This window comes from Bacteroides sp. D1 (assembly GCF_000157095.2).
Lineage (GTDB): Bacteria > Bacteroidota > Bacteroidia > Bacteroidales > Bacteroidaceae > Bacteroides > Bacteroides xylanisolvens.
The window spans coordinates 1-19,634 of record NZ_JH114349.1; the positions used below are offsets into that span (position 1 = coordinate 1).

Consider the following 19,634-nt stretch of genomic DNA (forward strand, 5'->3'; position numbering starts at 1 on the left):
GTGGCACGTGGAAAGCTTGCCTTGTGGTACAATAAAATAGAAAAGCTTGGATACGGATGTTTCAGAACCGTAACAAATACCATGCAGAACTATTATGAAACAATACTAAACTATTTCGTTAGCAGGGAAACGAATGCATTTGCAGAATCATTCAATGCAAAAATTAAAGCGTTCAGAGCACAGTTTAGGGGAGTAGGAGATATACCATTCTTTATGTTTAGATTATGCAAACTGACAGTGTGAATTTAACATATCCACAGGGTTTTCGGACTGACCCGTTAATTGCTTTATTATAAGTAAATTAACCTGTTGATATCCTTGTTGATAACTGAAATTAGGTTGTGAATAAAGTCAGTAAAGAAGAGTCGTCATAAAAAAGAAGAACCGCATTTCTGCGATTCTTCTTATCTTTAGTTGCGGAGATCCGACTCGAACGAATGACCTTTGGGTTATGAGCCCAACGAGCTACCAACTGCTCCACTCCGCGATGTTTAACGGGTGCAAAGGTACGGCTTTTTTTGAAACAAACAAATAATTAGCTGAATATTTTTCGAGTAAATCATCATTTTTTTTCTTATTTGGTTGAGAATGAATGAAATAATGATGAAACTTTTTCTTAGCACCTATTAATATACAAATGTTAATATTCTCTCTATTTTCTTGTATGGTCTAAAGAAAAGAATTACTTTTGCTCAAAATATTCAGCAATGTGCAATTTGTAACCTATGACCGTATCCAAGACAAAAGCCAAATTAGTAGATGTAGCCCGTCAGCTTTTTGCGAAGATGGGAGTAGAAAACACAACTATGAATGATATCGCTCTTGCTTCTAAAAAAGGTAGACGAACGCTCTATACTTATTTTAAAAGTAAGGATGAAATTTATTTGGCTGTTGTGGAATCGGAATTGGATATTCTGTCGGATATGATGAAGCGGGTGGCCGAGAAAAATATCTCACCGGACGAGAAATTGTTGGAGATGATATATACCCGGTTGGACGCGGTAAAAGAGGTGGTCTATCGAAACGGAACATTGCGTGCTTATTTCTTCCGTGATATATGGCGGGTGGAAAAAGTTCGCAAGAAGTTTGATGCAAAGGAAGTCCAGCTCTTTAAAGCCGTTCTTCTGGAAGGACAGGCAAAAGGAGTTTTCCATATTGACGATGTGGAGATGACTGCCGACTTGATACATTATTGTGTGAAAGGAATTGAAGTTCCTTATATTCGAGGCCATATAGGTGCACATCTGGATGAAGATACAAGAAATAGATATGTGTCCAACATTGTGTTTGGCGCACTGCATAGAACAGAAATTTAATTAAATAACTTTTAGTATGGGATTATTAGACGGAAAAACAGCCATTGTAACCGGTGCTGCTCGCGGTATTGGTAAGGCTATCGCTCTTAAGTTTGCTGCCGAAGGCGCAAACATCGCATTTACTGACCTTGTCATTGACGAAAATGCAGAAAATACAGCTAAAGAATTGGAAGCAATGGGCGTGAAAGCCAAAGGTTACGCTTCTAACGCGGCTAACTTTGAAGATACTGCAAAGGTCGTTGAAGAAATCCACAAGGACTTCGGACGGATCGATATATTGGTAAACAATGCCGGTATCACTCGTGACGGTTTGATGATGCGCATGAGCGAACAGCAATGGGATATGGTAATCAACGTGAACCTGAAGTCAGCATTTAACTTCATCCATGCTTGTACACCTATCATGATGCGTCAAAAAGCTGGTAGCATTATCAATATGGCCTCTGTTGTAGGTGTTCACGGAAATGCAGGACAGGCTAACTATGCTGCTTCTAAGGCAGGTATGATTGCATTGGCTAAGTCTATCGCACAAGAGTTGGGTTCTCGCGGCATCCGTGCCAACGCTATCGCTCCGGGATTCATCCTGACAGACATGACAGCTGCTCTTTCTGACGAAGTAAGAGCTGAATGGGCAAAGAAAATACCTTTGCGTCGTGGTGGTACTCCTGAAGATGTGGCAAACATCGCTACCTTCCTGGCTTCTGATATGTCTTCTTATGTATCAGGTCAGGTGATTCAGGTAGATGGTGGTATGAATATGTAATCGAACAGAATGACTGTTGTATACGAAGACAACCATATCATTGTAGTCAACAAGACCGCTTCCGAGATTGTCCAGGCAGACAAGACGGGGGATACGCCGCTTTCGGAGACTGTAAAACAGTATCTGAAAGAGAAGTATCAGAAACCCGGAAATGTTTTCCTCGGTGTGACACACCGGTTGGACCGCCCCGTAAGCGGTCTTGTTATTTTTGCCAAAACGAGTAAGGCATTAACAAGGCTCAACGAAATGTTTCGCACCAGTGAGGTGAAAAAGACTTATTGGGCGGTTGTGAAAAATGCTCCGCAAGAACCGGAAGGTGAACTGGTACATTTTCTTGTACGTAATGAAAAGCAGAACAAAAGTTATGCATACGACAAAGAAGTGCCGAACAGCAAGAAAGCGATCTTGCATTACCGGTTGATCGGTCATTCGGAGAATTACTATTTGCTCGAAGTCGATTTAAAAACCGGACGTCATCATCAGATTCGTTGTCAGCTGGCAAAAATGGGATGCCCTATCAAGGGAGATTTGAAATATGGCTCTCCACGCTCCAATCCGGATGGGAGCATTTGTCTGCATGCCCGGAGAGTACGGTTCATACATCCTGTCTCAAAAGAACTGATAGAGCTTGAAGCTCCTCTTCCCGAAGGGAATTTATGGAAAGGATTCGCCATAGATTAACACGGATTTCCACAGATTCATTTATTATGTTATTTAGTAGACGGTACGCAGTTTTTCTGTGGAAAACCGTGTAAATCTGTGGTTGGAACTTGCCAAAAGAGTAAACCTGCCTGCCATTTTTCTTGTAAACTCTAGCGACAGTTAGTTAATTCCTAAATAGGTAGTATATTTGCATCATTCGCTAACTATAATTTTCAATCATACCAAAGAAAAATACGAATGAAGGCATTTAAACTACTTGCACTTACTTCTTGTGTCTTGCTTACAGCGGGAAATGGAGTAGCGCAACAGAACTATTCAAAAAGTGAAGGATTATTGCAGTACGTCGATCCGTATATCGGATCCGGTTATCATGGACACGTCTTTGTTGGGACGAGTGTTCCGTATGGAATGGTACAGCTGGGTCCTACCAATATCCATAAAGGTTGGGACTGGTGCTCGGGTTATCATTATTCCGATAGTATTTTAATTGGCTTTTCACATACCCATTTGAGCGGTACGGGCTGTACTGACTTATGTGATATTCTCATCATGCCATTGAATGAGATCCGTACTCCCAGAGGCAATCAGGATGATATACGTGATGGGTATGCTTCCAGATATTCTCATGCGAATGAAATCGCCCGTCCCGAATATTACTCTTTGCTTCTCGACCGTTACAATATCAAAGCCGAGTTGACAGCTACAGATCGTGTAGGCTTCCATCGTTATACTTATCCTGAAGGAAAACCGGCTTCCATATTAATCGACTTACGTGAAGGAAACGGATCGAATGCTTACGACAGCTATATCCGTAAGGTAGATGATTATACAGTAGAGGGTTATCGTTATGTGAGAGGCTGGAGTCCTTCCCGCAAAGTTTATTTTGTGTTGAAAAGTGATAAGAAGATAGAGCAGTTTACTGCCTATGACGATAATGCTCCGCAACCTTGGGACCAACTGAAAGTGGCATCGGTGAAGAGTGTCCTTACTTTTGGCAACGTGAAAGAAGTGAAGATAAAAGTCGCTCTTTCTTCTGTCAGCTGTGACAACGCAGCGATGAACCTGCAATCCGAACTTACTCACTGGGATTTTGATAAGGTGGTGGATATGAGTGCCGACCGATGGAATAAGCAACTGGAGAAGATGACAGTAGAGACTGATGATGAGGCTTCCAAACGTGTATTCTATACCGCCCATTATCATACTATGATTGCCCCTACGCTTTTTTGCGATGTGAATGGAGAGTATAGAGGGATGAATGACATGATTTACACAGACCCGAAGAAAGCCAACTATACGACTCTTTCTTTATGGGATACCTACCGTGCATTAAATCCTTTGATGACTATTACTCAACCTGAAATGGTTGACCATGTAGTCAATTCGATGATTTCCATCTATCGTCAGCAGGACAAACTCCCTATCTGGCCTTTGATGAGTGGAGAGACCGATCAGATGCCGGGGTATAGCTCCGTGCCGGTGATTGCCGATGCATATCTGAAAGGATTTACCGGGTTCGATGCGGAAGAAGCATTGCAAGCAATGATAGCTACAGCTACTTATGAAAAGCAGAAAGGAGTACCTTATGTAGTCAAAAAAGGCTATATCCCTGCCGACAAAGTTCATGAAGCTACTTCCATAGCCATGGAGTATGCAGTGGACGACTGGGGAATTGCCGCTATGGCACGTAAGATGGGAAAGACAGAAGATGCTGAAACATTCTCAAAACGTGCTCATTATTACAAGAACTATTTTGATTCTTCTATCCATTTCATTCGTCCGAAACTGGAAGACGGCTCTTGGCGTACTCCTTACGATCCGGCACGTTCCATCCATACTGTTGGAGATTTCTGTGAAGGAAACGGATGGCAATATACTTTCTTTGCTCCACAAGACCCCTATGGGCTGATTGCCTTGTTTGAAGGTGACAAACCTTTTACAACGAAGCTTGATGGTTTCTTTACCAATACCGACAGTATGGGGGAAGAAGCATCGAGCGACATAACCGGATTGATCGGACAATATGCACATGGAAATGAACCGAGCCATCATGTTGCTTATCTTTACGCGTATGCCGGTGAACAATGGAAAACGGCGGAAAAGGTTCGTTTTATCATGAGCGATTTTTACACAGACCAGCCGGACGGTATCATCGGTAATGAGGATTGTGGCCAAATGTCTGCCTGGTATCTTCTTTCATCTATGGGACTCTATCAGGTGAACCCGTCGGATGGTGTATTTGTTTTCGGTAGCCCTTGTTTTAAGAAAGTAGAAGTGAAGGTACGTGGTGGTAACACTTTTACTGTAGAAGCACCCAATAACAGCAAAGAAAATATCTATATCCAGAAAGTGTATTTGAATGGCAAGCCTTATGATAAGAGTTATATCACTTATCAGGATATAATAAATGGCAGCACATTGAAGTTTGTAATGGGGAAAAAGCCTAATAAGAATTTTGGTAAGGCTCCGGCAAACAGACCGGTTGTTTTGAATAAGATAAATGGATAAAGATGGCTTACTTATAAAAGACAGCTAATTGTTGAAAGGAGGAAGAAGCCTCCGACAATGAAAGAATAAAGCTGGTTCTCAATATTCAATTCAGTTTTCAATAGGTATTATAAGGCTTTCCGATTGTAGCATTTAATTCTGCTTCGGAAAGCTTTATTTTATACTAGAAACGGCTGAAAAGCAAATCCTTAACAAGAACTTACTGTTTTCAGCCGTTTTGGGGAATATAGTTTTAAGAAATAAGTTAGTCCTGATTACATCTTTCCTTTAAAAAAGAATGTAATCAAGACTCTTTTTATAACTATGGAAGCGGATCAGCTTTTGCCGGTCGTTTCGGATCATAAACGGCTACTCCTACTTTGGAGTCAGCACAACCATAATACAAATACCATTTGTTTTTGAAGTAGACCATTCCTTCTATAAATACGGTTCCATCCACATATTGCCCACTCTTTTCAAAGCTATCCATCGGACGGAAGAACGGTTCATCGAGACGGGTGATAAAGCGGGTAGGATCATTGGCGTCGAAGAGTGCTTGTCCGGCAGCATAGACATTGGCGGTATAGCGTTTGTCACCTCTTCCTGAATGGTTCTTACCATTATAAAGAAGGACAATTCCTTTCGGAGTGTAGATAGCTGGAGGCCCACATTCGGTGAGATGGCTGTCGAAGTAGCCGTCACGGGGAGAAAACAGCTTTTTTAGGGAGCCGTCAATGTTGACAATCGGTGTCCAGTGGATTAAGTCATCGGAAGTAGCTGCGAATACATGCTCCTCTCCCCAGTACATAAAGTATTTCCCGTTGACTTTCTTGATAACCTGTTTCCCTTTAACAACTTCGGTCAGGATAGAGCCGGACTTACAACCCAGGTTGAAGAACTTTCCATCAAATGCTTTGGCAAAAGCAGGACCGTGTTTTGTCCAGTCTTTTAGGTTGCGGGAGGTCGCTACTGCCAGGCGAGGTACATGGCGATTCCATTGGGTGTACATCATTACATATAATCCGTCATCGGTTACGGCAATTCGTGGGTCTTCGCAGCCGCCGGGCCATTCCAACTCTTTTTGTGAATCATTATCCGGATAGAATACAGGAGTCTTTTCCCGTTGGAAATGTGTGCCGTCGGTAGAAGTGGCATAACCGAGGCGGGAAGTCCGGTGTCCGATACCGACACCTGATTTATCCTCTGCACGGTATAACACGACAATCTCACCATTGTAGAGTGTAGCAGCCGGATTGAATGTATCGTTCGATTCCCACGCAATAGAATCTTTGGTCAATGGACAGTAAAACTTAGTGTTTTCTATAGGAGATATTACCGGATTGACATTCTTTGGACGTTCGAAACCACAGAAAGCCCAATCGGGTAATTTGTTCTCTTTATGATTGGAAGACTGTCCGTAGGCAGTACAGGTCATCATGGTTGTAGTAAGTAGGAATAAAAAAGTTGATTTCATATTGTTCATATTATATGGGTCATTTATTTTTTAGGAGTCATATACTCCCTACATATAAATTGGAAAATAAATAAAATGCTGTCATCTGTCACCTGATTGGGCATAAATGATTGATTATAAATATACTGCAGTGTGACAGCATGATGTGACGGCAAGGTGACGACAACTTTGCTGTCACCTTGTTGTGAAAGCAAGGATTTTATTGTTTCTCTGCTATGTGGGCACTTATTTTTCTATCCGGAGCGGTATTCAAGGATTATCAGACTATTACGGAAGAGAGAGTTTCAGTACTTGAAACTAAAAGTTCTATTGCTTGAAACTTTTGTTTCGTCAGCGGGAAACTTTAGTTTCATCGGTGAGAAACTCTAGTTTCTCTTACTTGAAACTGTGGTTTCAAAGGCGTGAAACTAAAGTTCTTCAACCTTGAAACTACTTTGGAAGCGTAAGCTTCAAGGTTAGAAACAGTTATCTCATAAGCGGGAATACAATAAAAAACATAATAGAAGACTATTGGATACTATTCAGTAAGTCTACTTTTCCTTCATTTACGAGTTTTAGGATTAGTTCTCCGAATAGCGTATTTTGCCATGCAAACCAGGAACGAGTAAAGTTCTTCGGGTCGTTCTTGTGGAAAGATTCATGCATGAACCCTGTTCCGGCATCCGTATCCATTAGCATTTTGATGCAGGTCTTGATTTCTGCGTCGTTTTGACTGGTGAATGCTTTCATCATAATACTCATGGGCCAAATCATGTCATATCCGATGTGCGGACCGCCAATTCCTTCGCCGGCAGTACCTTTGAAGAAGTAAGGATTATCTTCGCTCCATACAAACTTACGGGTATTCTGATAAATAGGATCGTTCACTTTCACATCTCCAAGATAAGGCAGGGCAATGAGACTCGGCACATTGGCATCATCCATTAACAGTTGGTTGCCGAAACCATCTACTTCGAAAGCATAGATTTTGCCATATTTCGGATGATTGTAAACCGCATACTTTTTCAGGGCTGCTTCCACTTCGTTCGACAGTGTAGTACATTCTTTAGCTAAATCAGGTTTCTTGTTGACTGTATTCAGAATCTCGGCAGCTTTGCGCAATGAAGTTACAGCAAAGAAGTTGGACGGAACGAGGAACTGGAAAGTTGTAGCATCATCCGAAGGACGGAAAGCAGAAGCAATCAGTCCGACCGGCTTTACAGGATTACCCCAGCCGTCGTTGGTCATCGTATCGAGTGCACGTTCCGTTTTGCGTTGGAAACGATAAGGACCTTTCGGATCTTCTTTTCGTTGCTGTTCCTTAAACGTTTTCAAAACCTTGGCGATGGCTGTAAGCCATTCGTCGGAGAATATACTGGCGTCTCCCGTCGTCTTCCAGTAATGATAAGCGAGACGGATAGGATAACAGAGCGAGTCGATTTCCCATTTGCGTTCGTGCAGTTCGGGCTTCATGTCCGTAAGGTCGCTCATCCATTCGCCGCCTTCGGAATTCATGTTGAAAGCATTGGCATACGGGTCGATATTGATACACTTGAACTGACGTTTGATAACGCCGGCGAGCATTTTTTTCAGTTCTGCGTCTTTGTTGGCGAGTTGCACGTAAGGCCATACTTGTGCACCCGAATCGCGCAACCACATGGCGTGGATGTCACCTGTATAAACAAACGTATCGTCTTTACCGTCAAAATGAACAGTAGTATCCAGTGTGTTCGGGAAACAGTTTTCGAACATCCATGCTAAGCGGGCATTCGTCAGCAGTTGCTTGATATGCGCAATCTGTTGTTCCACAGCTTGTGAGACAAACAGACGTTTCGATGTTTCCGGACGGTTCGTCTGATAGTTGTTGATTTTGGTATTATCTTGTTGGATGACAAAATCACTGTTCGTTATAGCCTGCATATTGCTAGCGCCCAAGAGTGCTATGGACAAACAAAAGGCTTTAGTTATATTCATGGTAATAGTCTTTTTTTGTTGATTAGTATTGATTATGAAAGTGTTGCGGAGAAGAAGTGTTAAATCTCTGCAAAGAATTCAATAAGACAGGCATTGTCGAGCAGCCATTTATACTGCTCCTTGTTATGTCCCGACCAATCCCTGCCTAATAATCCGTTTTCATCCCGGTAGTTTTCCCAGGCGTGAAGCGCATTTTCCACCATCGCATTGACATACGCCGGATTCTTGTCAATCTTATACAGAGCTTTCAGTCCTCTGAATAAGATCACGTTAAACCAGGCCATGTCTTTATGTACTTTGACAGTCGGGTCTTTCTTATCGGCTTTTGTGCGGAAAAAGGCATCTGTTCCTGCGGCTGTCTGCTGTGCATCGTGCAAATACTGCTCATCTCCCGTTTCCTCATAGAGCAATACACCCGCCTGAATCATCTGTCCACTGTTGTAGGCGTATTTCTCTTTGGAAACTTTCCCTTTCAAGTTGATGTTATCCCAGTAAAGATGGTCGGTAGGGTCGCATAGATGCTTTTTTGTCCAGGCATACGTCTCTTTTGCTTTTTTGAGGTATTTGGCATTCTTCGTCAGCCGGTACAACTTGACACCGAGCACAGTAGACGGTGCATTGGAACAAGTATGCTTCGCTTCCTTCTGCTGTTCACACCAAAAGATGCCACCGCCTATCTCATCGCTCCATCCACTGTAGATATATTGATACAATGCAACGGCTTTTTCCAAAGATGCAGGCTTGTGAGTCAGTTGGTAATAATCGCAATAGTCCAGTGCAATCCAGATGTTATCGTCATAATAACGTCCGTGCTGCCCGTACTTGGTGGGGTATGACTGATAACAGGCCGGCAAGCGACTGTTATCCCAATACTGCTCCATTCCCGGTAGAATTCTTTTCTCGAGAATCTTTTTGTACTTCTTGTTTCCGGTCGCTTTGTATAAAGCCACACAACCCGACATCATCCCGGAATACGGCCATAGAAAAGAAGCCTTCAGCGTTCCGTTCTGCTGCGTTCCGCCCGCCAGATAAGTAATTTTTTGGTCGGGATTGACAGGATACGTTTCTGTTAGTAGTCCGTCATTCGTCTGATAGAGATTCAATACATTAGATAGAATCGAGTCGGCAATAGAAAGATAACGGGTATTTCCCGGTGTCTTTCCCACTGCGGAAGTAAGGCAAAATAACATACAGGCTACAAAACATATATTTCTCATAGGAATATCGGGTTGTGTGGTGAAACTTTCAGGTTATAACTAGATACAAAGATTATTTCTGCTGACGCTGGTCGAACTCCAGTTCCACCTTTACGGGGAAATGGTCTGAAGGAGTGCGCGCCTGATAAGTCTTGATGTCGATTTCTTCCGGGCAATCGTTCGCCTGCTTCTTTTCTCCCTTGCCTACGATGCTGCGGTAAGTATCAGTCAGCACACCATATCTTTTCACTTGGAAAGACGGAGAAACGAATATATGGTCGATACGGCTTTCCGTAAAGCTGTTCGGGTCGAAGTCGTTGAACGTGCCGTTGATAGCATAGCGGAAGCCGGCCTTCTCGTAAGAGTCGCACAACACCCCTTTGCTCACAAAAGCATCATAAGACTGGTGGGTCTGGTCGACATTGAAGTCTCCCGTCAGGATGGCCGGAAGCTCTTTGCCTTTGCCAAGTTCTTTCATCTTGTCCTGCACGAGGAATGCACTTTCCACACGTGCCTTCTTGCCGATATGGTCCATGTGCAGGTTGAAGAAAAGGAATTCGAAGCCGGTATCTTTGCATTTGAAGTGTCCCCAACTGCAAATACGCGGCAACACGGCATCCCATCCTTTGCTCGGCACGTCGGGAGTTTTCGACAACCAAAAATCACCTTTCTCTATCACGTCAAACTTGTCTGTGCGATAGAAAATAGCAGAATGTTCACCTTTCTCTTTGCCGTCGTCGCGACCTACACCGATATAATCATAACCGGGTAATGCCTCTTTTATATCTTTCAGTTGATGAATAAAGCACTCCTGCGTGCCGAAAATATCGAAATCGTGGTATTGCACTATTTGGGCAATGACCGGGTAACGTTGTCCCCAACCGTTTCCGTTGATTGAATCGCCACCGTTGGCGTTTCTCAAATTGTAGGAGGCAACGGTGATAGAAGTAGGCTGATAGTTACTTTGACAACCGCAAAAGACGATCGCAACAAGGGCAATTAGTAAAAGGTTTTTCAGTTTCATGTTTTTATAGTTTGTTTGGTAGATAATTCATTGATCTCCAAAAGTACAATATTTTATTCAAATGAAAGAGAGTAAGGTACATCTTTTTCTGTGGTTCCCCGTTGTTTATTGGGTACGGGGCTCATTTGAAATTGAATATTAGCACCTTTAATCAGCTGGTCATGTGTAAGGAAATTACGGGTTTGTGATTTCCCGTTTACTTTCATTTCCTTGATGTAGCGGTTGTCAAGCTGGTTGTTATCTGCCTTGATCGTGATGGTCTTTCCGTTCTCCAAATGTAACTTCGCTGATTTGAAGAGTGGGGTTCCAATGATATATTCATCCGTTCCCGGGCAAACCGGATAGAAACCGAGTGCGGAGAATACATACCAGGCGGAAGTCTGTCCGTTGTCTTCGTCACCGCAATAACCGTCGGGACCGGCGGTATATAGTTTGTTCATAATCTCACGTATCCAGTATTGAGCTTTCCAGGGCTCGCTCGAATAGTTGTAGAGATATACCATGTGCTGAATAGGCTGGTTGCCGTGCGCATATTGCCCCATGTTCATTACTTGCATTTCACGCATTTCGTGAATCATGCCGCGGCTTTCCATTCCCAGTTTACCCGGGATGACAAAGACGGAATCCATCATCGCGTTGAATTCTTTCTTGCCTCCCATCAGGTTGATAAGTCCTTGCGGGTCGTGGAATACGCAGAAGCTCCAGTGCCAGCTATTCCCTTCGCAAAATTCACCGCTCCAGTCCACTGCATCGAAATTCGGATTGAATACGCCTTTGTTGTCTTTGCCAACCATCAGTTTGCGTTCCGGGTGATAGACATTTTTGTAGTTCAGCGCGTGTTTCTTATAAATGTCGATTTCGCTCTCCGGTTTACCGAGTTTCTTGCCTAATGTATAAATTGCCCAGTCGTTGTAAGCATACTCCAATGTACGTGCAACGTTTTGTCCTATGCCGATATTGTTGGCAACATATCCCAGTTGGTTGTAAGACTCGTAACCGAGACGCCCCGAAGCAGTCCCGCGAAGATGTGCATTTGCTCCATGCTTCAATGCTTCCCAAAGAGTTTCGATGTTATACCCGCGCAACCCTTTGATGTAAGCGTCGGCCACTACGGAAGCCGAGTTGTTGCCTACCATACAATCCCGATGTCCCGGGCTAGCCCATTCCGGCAGGAAACCGCTCTCTTTGTAAGCGTTTACCAAACCTTCCTGCATCTTCAGGTTCATCGACGGATACATCAGGTTGAGGAAAGGAAACAGACAACGGAACGTGTCCCAAAAACCGGTGTCGGTAAACATATAGCCGGGACGCACTTCACCGTTATAGGGGCTGTAATGCATGATTTCTCCTTTAGCGTCTATCTCGTAAAAGCTACGTGGGAAAAGCATGGAGCGGTACAGGCAGGAATAGAAGGTGCGCAGGTTATCAATGTTATCGTCTTCCACCTCTATCTTACTCATTTCACGGTTCCACACGTCTCTTCCGTTCGTTACCAATTGGTCGAAACTGTTTCTGCCCAGCTCTTTGAGATTTAATTCCGCTTGTTCAGGACTGATAAAGGAGGAAGCAACCCGTGCGTGTACGATTTCTCCCTTTTTCGTGGCGAATCCGATTACCGCACCTGTGTGGTTTCCTTTCGCTTCGATCTCATTCGGAAGAATGTTGTTTTCGGAAACTGTGGAAACGAATGTGAACGGTTTGTCGAATTGAACTACAAAGTAGTTTTTGAAGTTTTCCGGCACACCGCCGCTATTCTTGGTTGAATAGCCGATAATCTTGTTTTCTTTCGGAATCACTTTCACATAAGAACCTTTGTCAAAAGCGTCTACAATCACGTAGGCATTCTTTGTCTCCGGATACGTGAAACGGAACATGACGGCGCGCTCTGTAGGAGCAAGCTCGGTTGTTACGTCATGGTCGGCAAGGTACACCTTATAATAATAAGGTTTGGCAACTTCCGCTTTGTGAGAGAACCAACTGGCACGTCGGTCTTGATCGAATACCAGTCCGCCGGTGATAGGCATGATGGCAAACTGCCCGTAGTCGTTCATCCAGGGACTGGGCTGATGTGTTTGTTTGAATCCCCGGATTTTGTCGGCATCATACGTGTACGCCCAACCGTCTCCCATTTTACCGGTCTGCGGTGTCCAGAAATTCATTCCCCACGGCAATGCCGTAGCCGGATACGTGTTTCCGGTAGACAGTTCAAACTTGGATTGAGTGCCTACCAGTGTGCTGACATAGTCTACCGGATTCTTAACGGCAGAAGATTGCAGGCTGTACAACACGGCACCTCCAAGAAATAGCAAGTGTTTAAATGAAAAATGTGTTTTCATGAACAAATGAATTTATAGATTTGAAAATAATTTCTACGACGAAAATAGGGAGAAAAGGAATGTGCTTCTAGTAATAGAGAGGTTAAATCGCCTCTTGTCGCTAAAATTAACTACTCTGGCACGGAAATTTACTTATATTCCGGTCAAAAAAAAGCTCGGAATGTTTTTTTGTTTACCTTTGTCATATAGCAAATCTAAGAATAATACACTATGGGAAAACAGTCGGTTTATATTCTATTATTTTTTCTTAATCTGTTGATACATAACGCTTATGCTTATAATTTGAAGCAAGTTGCAGATAAAGAGTATATGTCTAATAGTTCGATTACATCTCTGTGCCAGGATGAGCGTGGATTGATGTGGTTCGGGACCTGCGACGGACTGAATATTTATGATGGACAGGAGATTGAGGAATTTAAGACTCGTGACAAAGAGGATTACTTATCTGGTAATCTGATTGACAATATTGTGTATACGGGCGAAGATGTTTACTGGATTCAAACCTACTATGGGCTGAACCGTTTGAACCGGAAAACCAATACAATCACTCACTATAATGAATTTCAGAAACTCTTCTTTATGAATAAAGATAGTCATGGTAATCTGTTCATTATCCAGGATAGTAACTGCATTTATTATTATCATAAAAAAGAAGGAGTCTTCAAGAAAATCAATATCACGGGAATCCCGATTTCCGATATCGTAAACTTCTTTATCGACGGTAACAACCGGATGTGGGTAGTCATGAAAGGATATAACCGCTGTTATGATATACAGCAGGAAGCCGCATCGGGAGATATCACCCTGTTACCCCAGAAAACGAACCTGATTTATCAGACTTCCTTGATTTATTGTTTCAATGACGAGCAATCTCTTTATTACATAGACAAGGAATTTAATTTCTATGCTTTCCATATTCCGACCCAGAAGAATGAGTTTATTGCCAATCTAGGTAAGGAAATACAGGAACGTGGCAAAATTTCGTCCATTGTTCATTATCATAACAGCTATTTTGTGGGCTTTTTGATGGATGGCATTCTCCTGTTGGAAAAACAGAAGGAGACGGATCATTATCAAATTCAGTCGTTACCTATCAACAGCGGTGTATTCTGTCTCAAGAAAGACCGTTTTCAGGATGTTGTCTGGATTGGTACTGACGGACAGGGCGTTTATCTTTATTCGAACCCGCTTTATTCTATCAAATCAATGGTGCTTAGCAATTACACCGAGAAAATAGAACGCCCCGTGCGTGCCATCTATCTTGATGATGAATGTACTTTCTGGGTGGGAACCAAAGGAAACGGAATTCTTAAAATCTATGATTACGAATTCGATAAAAACATCTCCGACTGTCGGGCAGAGGTGTTGACTACCTCTAATAGTGCTTTGAGTAGTAATGCCGTTTATTGTTTTGCCAAGAGCCACCGGAATTTGCTTTGGATAGGAGACGAAGAAGGATTAACTTATTATTCATATCGGGAAAAACGTATCAAGAGTATACCAATACGGATCGGTAACGAAGATTTCAAATACATCCATGACATTTACGAAACAGCAGATTCCGAACTGTGGCTGGCGAGTGTCGGCATGGGAGTGGTGAAAGCTCGTATTGCCGGAACACCGGACAATCCGGTGATTGTGGATGCGCAACGTTACATCATCAATGACGGCGAACTGGGATCGAACTATTTCTTTACTATTTATGCGGAGAATGAAGCCAACCTGTTGTTTGGCAATAAAGGATATGGGGTATTCCGCTATAACGAAACGACGAATGGCCTGGAACCGGTGTCTACTCACAAATACGAAAACATGACCCTGAATAATATTCTCGCTATCAGTAAAGACAGCAGCAATAACTATCTTTTCGGAACGAGCTACGGATTGATAAAGTACACATCGGAAACCTCTTATCAGCTCTTCAATGCCAAGAATGGTTTCCTGAATAATACCATTCATGCAATTCTTAGAAACTCGTCCGACGACTTCTGGTTGAGCACCAATCTTGGATTAATCAATTTCGATACGAAAAGGAATGTCTTTCGTTCATACGGTTTTGGAGATGGTTTAAAGGTGGTAGAGTTTAGTGACGGAGCCGCTTTTCGGGATTCCCAGACTGGTACTCTGTTCTTTGGCGGAATCAATGGAGTCGTAGCTATCCGGGCGGATGGCCGTCCGGAGCAGCTTTATATGCCTCCTGTTTATTTTGATAAGCTGTCTATCTTCGGTGAACAATACAATCTGGGCGAATTTCTCACCCGGAAAAAAGAAACTGAAGTCTTGAATTTGCAGTATGACCAGAATTTCTTTTCTGTTTCATTTGCCTCTGTGGATTATCTGAATGGTAATAACTGTACCTATTTCTATAAACTGAAAGGATTGAGTGACCAATGGGTAAACAATGGTTCGGAAAGCGGAGTCTCTTTTACGAATATGGCTCCCGGCGAATATACCTTACTGGTGAAATATTACAATAGTGTCTTTGATAAAGAGAGTGATGTCTATTCTCTGGTGATTCGTATAGGTGATCCGTGGTATGCTTCCTGGTGGGCTTATTTGATTTATGCCCTGTGTCTGCTTTTACTGGCAGCCTTGCTGATACGTTCCTTTATCCTGCGCTCCAAACGTAAAAAGCAGGAATTGCTGAACGAGATAGAGAAACGCCATCAAAAGAATGTCTTTGAGTCCAAACTTCGTTTCTTTACTAATATCGCACATGAATTTTGTACTCCGCTGACTTTGATTTATGGTCCTTGCGGACGAATCCTTTCATCGAAGGGACTTAGTAAATTTGTCGTGGACTACGTACAGATGATTCAGACGAATGCGGAGCGTCTCAACAACCTGATTCATGAGTTGATCGAATTTCGTCGGATTGAAACGGGAAACAGGGAAGTGCGGGTTGAATCATTGAATGTGTCTTCCATTGTGAAAGGAATAGCCAAAACGTTTGTTGAAATGGCTAAATCCAGAAACATCACTTTCTTGAGCAAGATACCCGAGCAGGTGATGTGGAACTCGGACAAAGGGTTTCTGAATACGATTATTATTAATCTGATTTCTAATGCCTTTAAATATACTCCCGACGGACAGAGTATCAAGATTGAAGTGGATACGAGCCGGGAAAATATGCTGGCTCTTCGTGTAGCAAATGAAGGAAGTACCATCAAGGAAAAGGATTTTCAGTATATTTTTAATCGGTATGCCATTTTGGATAATTTCGAGAATCAGGATGAAAAGAACTTTTCACGGAACGGACTGGGGCTAGCCATCTCTTATAATATGGCAAAGTTGCTGAATGGTACGTTGAAAGTGGAAAATACTCCTGACGGATGGGTGATGTTTACACTAACCTTGCCGGTCGTGAAACTGACTACCGGAGTGTCGGAAACCAAGCGGCTCACAGCGGAATACATCCCTAAGATAGATACTCAATCGATACTGAAACTTCCCCAGTATGAGTTTGATAAGATGCGTCCTACGCTTTTGGTTGTCGATGATGAAATCGAAATGCTATGGTTTATTGGAGAAATCTTCTCGGCTGACTTCAATGTGGTAACCTTGCAAGATCCTGAACGGCTGGATCAGGTGATGAATGAGGTTTATCCGAATGTGATTATCTGTGATGTCATGATGCCGGGAATGGGCGGCATTGAACTGACCAGGCGGATCAAATCGGTGAAAGAGACAGCGCATATTCCTATTATTGTGGTTTCCGGACGGCACGAGATGGAACAACAGATGGAAGCTCTTTCTGCCGGTGCGGAAATGTATATCACGAAACCGTTTAGTGCGGAGTACCTTCGTATTTCTGTCTGTCAGGTGATGGAACGGAAAGAGGTGTTGAAGAATTATTTCAGTTCGCCGATCAGTTCTTTTGAAAAGTCGGACGGGAAGTTGACGCATAAAGAGTCGAAGAAGTTCCTTCAGTCGGTTTTGAAGATTATCAATGATAATATAACGAACAAAGATTTGACTCCACGTTATATCGCCGATCGGCTGGCAATCAGTCCCCGGAGTCTTTATCGGAAGATGGAAGAGATAGGAGAGGATAGCCCGACCGATCTGATTAAGGAATGTCGTTTGCACATAGCGAAAGATTTATTGCTGACCACTAAAAAGACGATTGATGAAATTGTATTCGATTCGGGATTCTCGAACAAAGTTACTTTCTTTAAGGTGTTCCGTGAAAAGTATGAGTGCACGCCAAAAGAGTTTCGGATGAAACATTTGGAAGAGGTTCAGCAGTAGCCTGTGGCGGGAATTTTTAAAGAAAAAGAAGAAGTAAATATCCGTGTTAATATAGTAAATATCCGTGCCAAAAGGTAAAAAAGGATAGTTAATTTTCTTTTGGTAGAGTTTAGTGATTTTATCTTTGTCTCATCGAAGTTTTTAAGTAGATAAACTTGAAAAGTATTAATTTATTAATCTTTAATCTAATGAAAAGGAAACTTAGTTTTTTATTTCTTTCAGCATTGACCATTCCATTTTTTATGGTATCGTGCAGTGATGATAAAGAAGAACAGGAAGTGAAACCGGCAACAGATCTGGTTGTCGATAATAATTCGGTGACACTACTACAAGGAGACGAAATTACGGTGAGTATCACCTCCGGTAATGGCGATTATTATGTGAAGCCATTTGATGAAAACGTGGCGACGGCTACAATCAATGGTAATAAGGTGACTATTAAAGCTACCGAAAATAGCCAGTTGGAAGAAAATAACCGTACGGAAACCACTATATTAATAGTAGATGGACGTAAGAAAGTGGCTAGAGTGCTGGTTCGGGTAGCAAAACTCTGGAATTTGACGGTAGATGCACCGGAAGAAGGTTTTGACCTTTTTATCGGTGAAAAGAGACTGGTGAAGATTTTGACCGGTAACGGAGATTATCAGATTTCCATACCGGAAGGTGCTGATAAGTTTTTGGAAGTGGGTGAACTATCCGGACAGGTTATTCCGTTGACTGCCAAGTTCGAGACTGGAGCCGATCCGGTAAATGTTACGATAACAGATAAGAAAGGTAAGACAATCACTATTCCTGTGGTAGTGAACATCGTGGATTTGACACTGAAAAGTAATGAAGCCACTTTTGCCGAACCGGATGCCGAATCTCAATATATCTCTATTGAGAGAGGTAATGGCGGATATCGTTTCACTTATCAGGTGGGAGACGGCGAGCCTACTACAGATGCAACGATTGTGGAAGATACTGAAAAAGAGAACCTGATTACCTTGAAACCCAAAGCTAGAGGTGATGTGAAAGTGATTGTGACAGACCAGAAAGGTTCTGTGGAGGAGATTGCGGTGAAAGTGAATCCATATAACCTTAAACTGGAAAATGAAGCAACTTCTTTAATCATTGGTGGTTATGAGGCATCTACTGAAATAGCTATTACCAGAGGAAATGGTGATTATAAATTGGCACGACTCACGGATGATAATAAAACCTATTTGAAAACCGCTGAATTGATTACGGAAGACGGGGCTACCAAGTTAAAACTAACAGGAAAGAAGCTCGGGACTACCACACTGGAACTGTCTGATGCGGCAGGTCAGAAATTGACGTTACCAGTTTATGTGAATCCGGTATGTTATCGTATGGAATATGACGTATGCTTTAAAATTGATATTAAAAAGTATGCCGAATCACATTCAGAGGTAAAAAGTATGAATCAGCTTACTTTTGAGGTTGTGTTCTACCCGACTTATACTCGTTCTATGCAATCGTTTATAGGTTTGGAAAGTGTATTCCTGCTTCGTGCAGAAGCTAAGGATGTGAATCCGCGTTTTGAAATAGCCACTAAAATTAATGGTAAGAGTGATCCCCGTTTCCGTAGTCAGCAAACTATTTATTGCGATGATTCGGAAGGTGGACGTAAGACTCCGGGTAAATGGTATCATATAGCCATTGTATATGATGGAACGAAATCAAGTACTAAAGAGGCTTATAAAATGTATATAAACGGAGTGAGAGAAACGTTGACTCCTGCAGATAACTCTTATGAGGATTGTGCCCCTAATTCATCTCTCAATCTGACAGATGTAGGTGGAAATGATAAAGCGCTGTTGATTGGACGTTCCGGAGATTCATATCGGGTAGGATATTGCAAAGTTTATCAGGCACGGATGTGGAAGAGAGCGTTGGCCGAAAGTGAAATTAAAGCGAATATGTGCAAAATCCTTAATGCAGAAGAACACTCTGACTTGATGGGATATTGGGTATTCTCGAAAGGTGTCGGAGGTACTACAGTTTTTGAAAATTGGGGAAATGGCGGCAACGGATTGGATGCGCAAGTTTGTTTGCAGAATATAAGCGAAAATAAACCTGCCTGGGGAGCGGAACTTCCTGCAACTTATAATGGAGATAAGAGCCGCTTTGAACCAATTGAATGTCCTCATTCATACTAAAACTAGGAA

General features: G+C 42.5%; 12 protein-coding genes and 1 tRNA gene. 7 read left to right on the plus strand and 6 right to left on the minus strand.

Annotated elements, in window-relative coordinates:
* The coding region (locus BSAG_RS05015; RefSeq protein ID WP_232287668.1) for a transposase at nucleotides 1–243 on the plus strand (243 nt) is incomplete at its 5' end.
* Nucleotides 244–414: 171 nt separating this feature from the next.
* On the opposite strand, the gene BSAG_RS05010 is transcribed toward BSAG_RS05015, so the two are convergent.
* Nucleotides 415–487: transfer RNA gene (locus BSAG_RS05010), tRNA-Met, on the minus strand.
* 238 nt (nucleotides 488–725) lie between these two features.
* On the opposite strand from BSAG_RS05010, the gene BSAG_RS05005 reads away from it, so the two are divergent.
* The 4 genes from BSAG_RS05005 to BSAG_RS04990 all read left to right on the plus strand — a co-directional run bounded on the left by BSAG_RS05005 (nucleotide 726) and on the right by BSAG_RS04990 (nucleotide 5,250).
* Nucleotides 726–1,316, plus strand: a complete 591-nt coding sequence (locus BSAG_RS05005) for a TetR/AcrR family transcriptional regulator (protein ID WP_004299903.1) — start codon at nucleotides 726–728, stop codon at nucleotides 1,314–1,316.
* 16 nt (nucleotides 1,317–1,332) lie between these two features.
* Nucleotides 1,333–2,079, plus strand: a complete 747-nt coding sequence (gene fabG / locus BSAG_RS05000) for a 3-oxoacyl-[acyl-carrier-protein] reductase (RefSeq protein WP_004299904.1) — start codon at nucleotides 1,333–1,335, stop codon at nucleotides 2,077–2,079.
* A 9-nt stretch (nucleotides 2,080–2,088) separates the two neighbouring features.
* Nucleotides 2,089–2,760 carry an RluA family pseudouridine synthase gene (locus BSAG_RS04995; protein ID WP_004299905.1) on the plus strand — a complete coding sequence of 224 codons (672 nt, stop codon included), beginning with the start codon at nucleotides 2,089–2,091 and terminating at the stop codon, nucleotides 2,758–2,760.
* A 219-nt stretch (nucleotides 2,761–2,979) separates the two neighbouring features.
* Nucleotides 2,980–5,250: a GH92 family glycosyl hydrolase gene (locus BSAG_RS04990; RefSeq protein WP_004313027.1), complete on the plus strand. Its 2,271-nt coding sequence runs from the start codon at nucleotides 2,980–2,982 to the stop codon at nucleotides 5,248–5,250.
* Nucleotides 5,251–5,551: 301 nt separating this feature from the next.
* Here the strand turns inward: BSAG_RS04990 and BSAG_RS04985 are convergent, their stop codons facing one another.
* The 5 genes from BSAG_RS04985 to BSAG_RS04965 form a co-directional block, all read right to left on the minus strand.
* Nucleotides 5,552–6,712 carry a glycoside hydrolase family 130 protein gene (locus tag BSAG_RS04985; protein WP_004313028.1) on the minus strand — a complete coding sequence of 387 codons (1,161 nt, stop codon included), beginning with the start codon at nucleotides 6,710–6,712 and terminating at the stop codon, nucleotides 5,552–5,554.
* Nucleotides 6,713–7,210: 498 nt separating this feature from the next.
* Entirely contained in the window at nucleotides 7,211–8,656 is a 1,446-nt protein-coding gene (locus tag BSAG_RS04980) for a glycoside hydrolase family 125 protein (protein WP_004299909.1), read from the minus strand.
* Between the two features lie 59 nt (nucleotides 8,657–8,715).
* Complete coding sequence (locus BSAG_RS04975; RefSeq protein ID WP_004313030.1) at nucleotides 8,716–9,873, minus strand: glycoside hydrolase family 76 protein; 1,158 nt, start codon at nucleotides 9,871–9,873, stop codon at nucleotides 8,716–8,718.
* A 52-nt stretch (nucleotides 9,874–9,925) separates the two neighbouring features.
* The gene (locus tag BSAG_RS04970; protein ID WP_004313031.1) at nucleotides 9,926–10,876 is read right to left on the minus strand and encodes an endonuclease/exonuclease/phosphatase family protein; all 951 of its coding nucleotides are present in this window, start codon (nucleotides 10,874–10,876) and stop codon (nucleotides 9,926–9,928) included.
* A gap of 53 nt (nucleotides 10,877–10,929) precedes the next feature.
* The gene (locus BSAG_RS04965; RefSeq protein ID WP_004313032.1) at nucleotides 10,930–13,212 is read right to left on the minus strand and encodes a GH92 family glycosyl hydrolase; all 2,283 of its coding nucleotides are present in this window, start codon (nucleotides 13,210–13,212) and stop codon (nucleotides 10,930–10,932) included.
* Nucleotides 13,213–13,422: 210 nt separating this feature from the next.
* Between BSAG_RS04965 and BSAG_RS04960 the strand changes: the two genes are divergently transcribed.
* Both BSAG_RS04960 and BSAG_RS04955 read left to right on the plus strand, forming a co-directional pair.
* Nucleotides 13,423–17,463: a response regulator gene (locus tag BSAG_RS04960; RefSeq protein ID WP_004313033.1), complete on the plus strand. Its 4,041-nt coding sequence runs from the start codon at nucleotides 13,423–13,425 to the stop codon at nucleotides 17,461–17,463.
* A 188-nt stretch (nucleotides 17,464–17,651) separates the two neighbouring features.
* On the plus strand, nucleotides 17,652–19,625 hold the full coding sequence (locus BSAG_RS04955) for a LamG-like jellyroll fold domain-containing protein (protein ID WP_008997703.1): 1,974 nt from the start codon (nucleotides 17,652–17,654) through the stop codon (nucleotides 19,623–19,625).
* Nucleotides 19,626–19,634 lie beyond the last annotated feature (9 nt).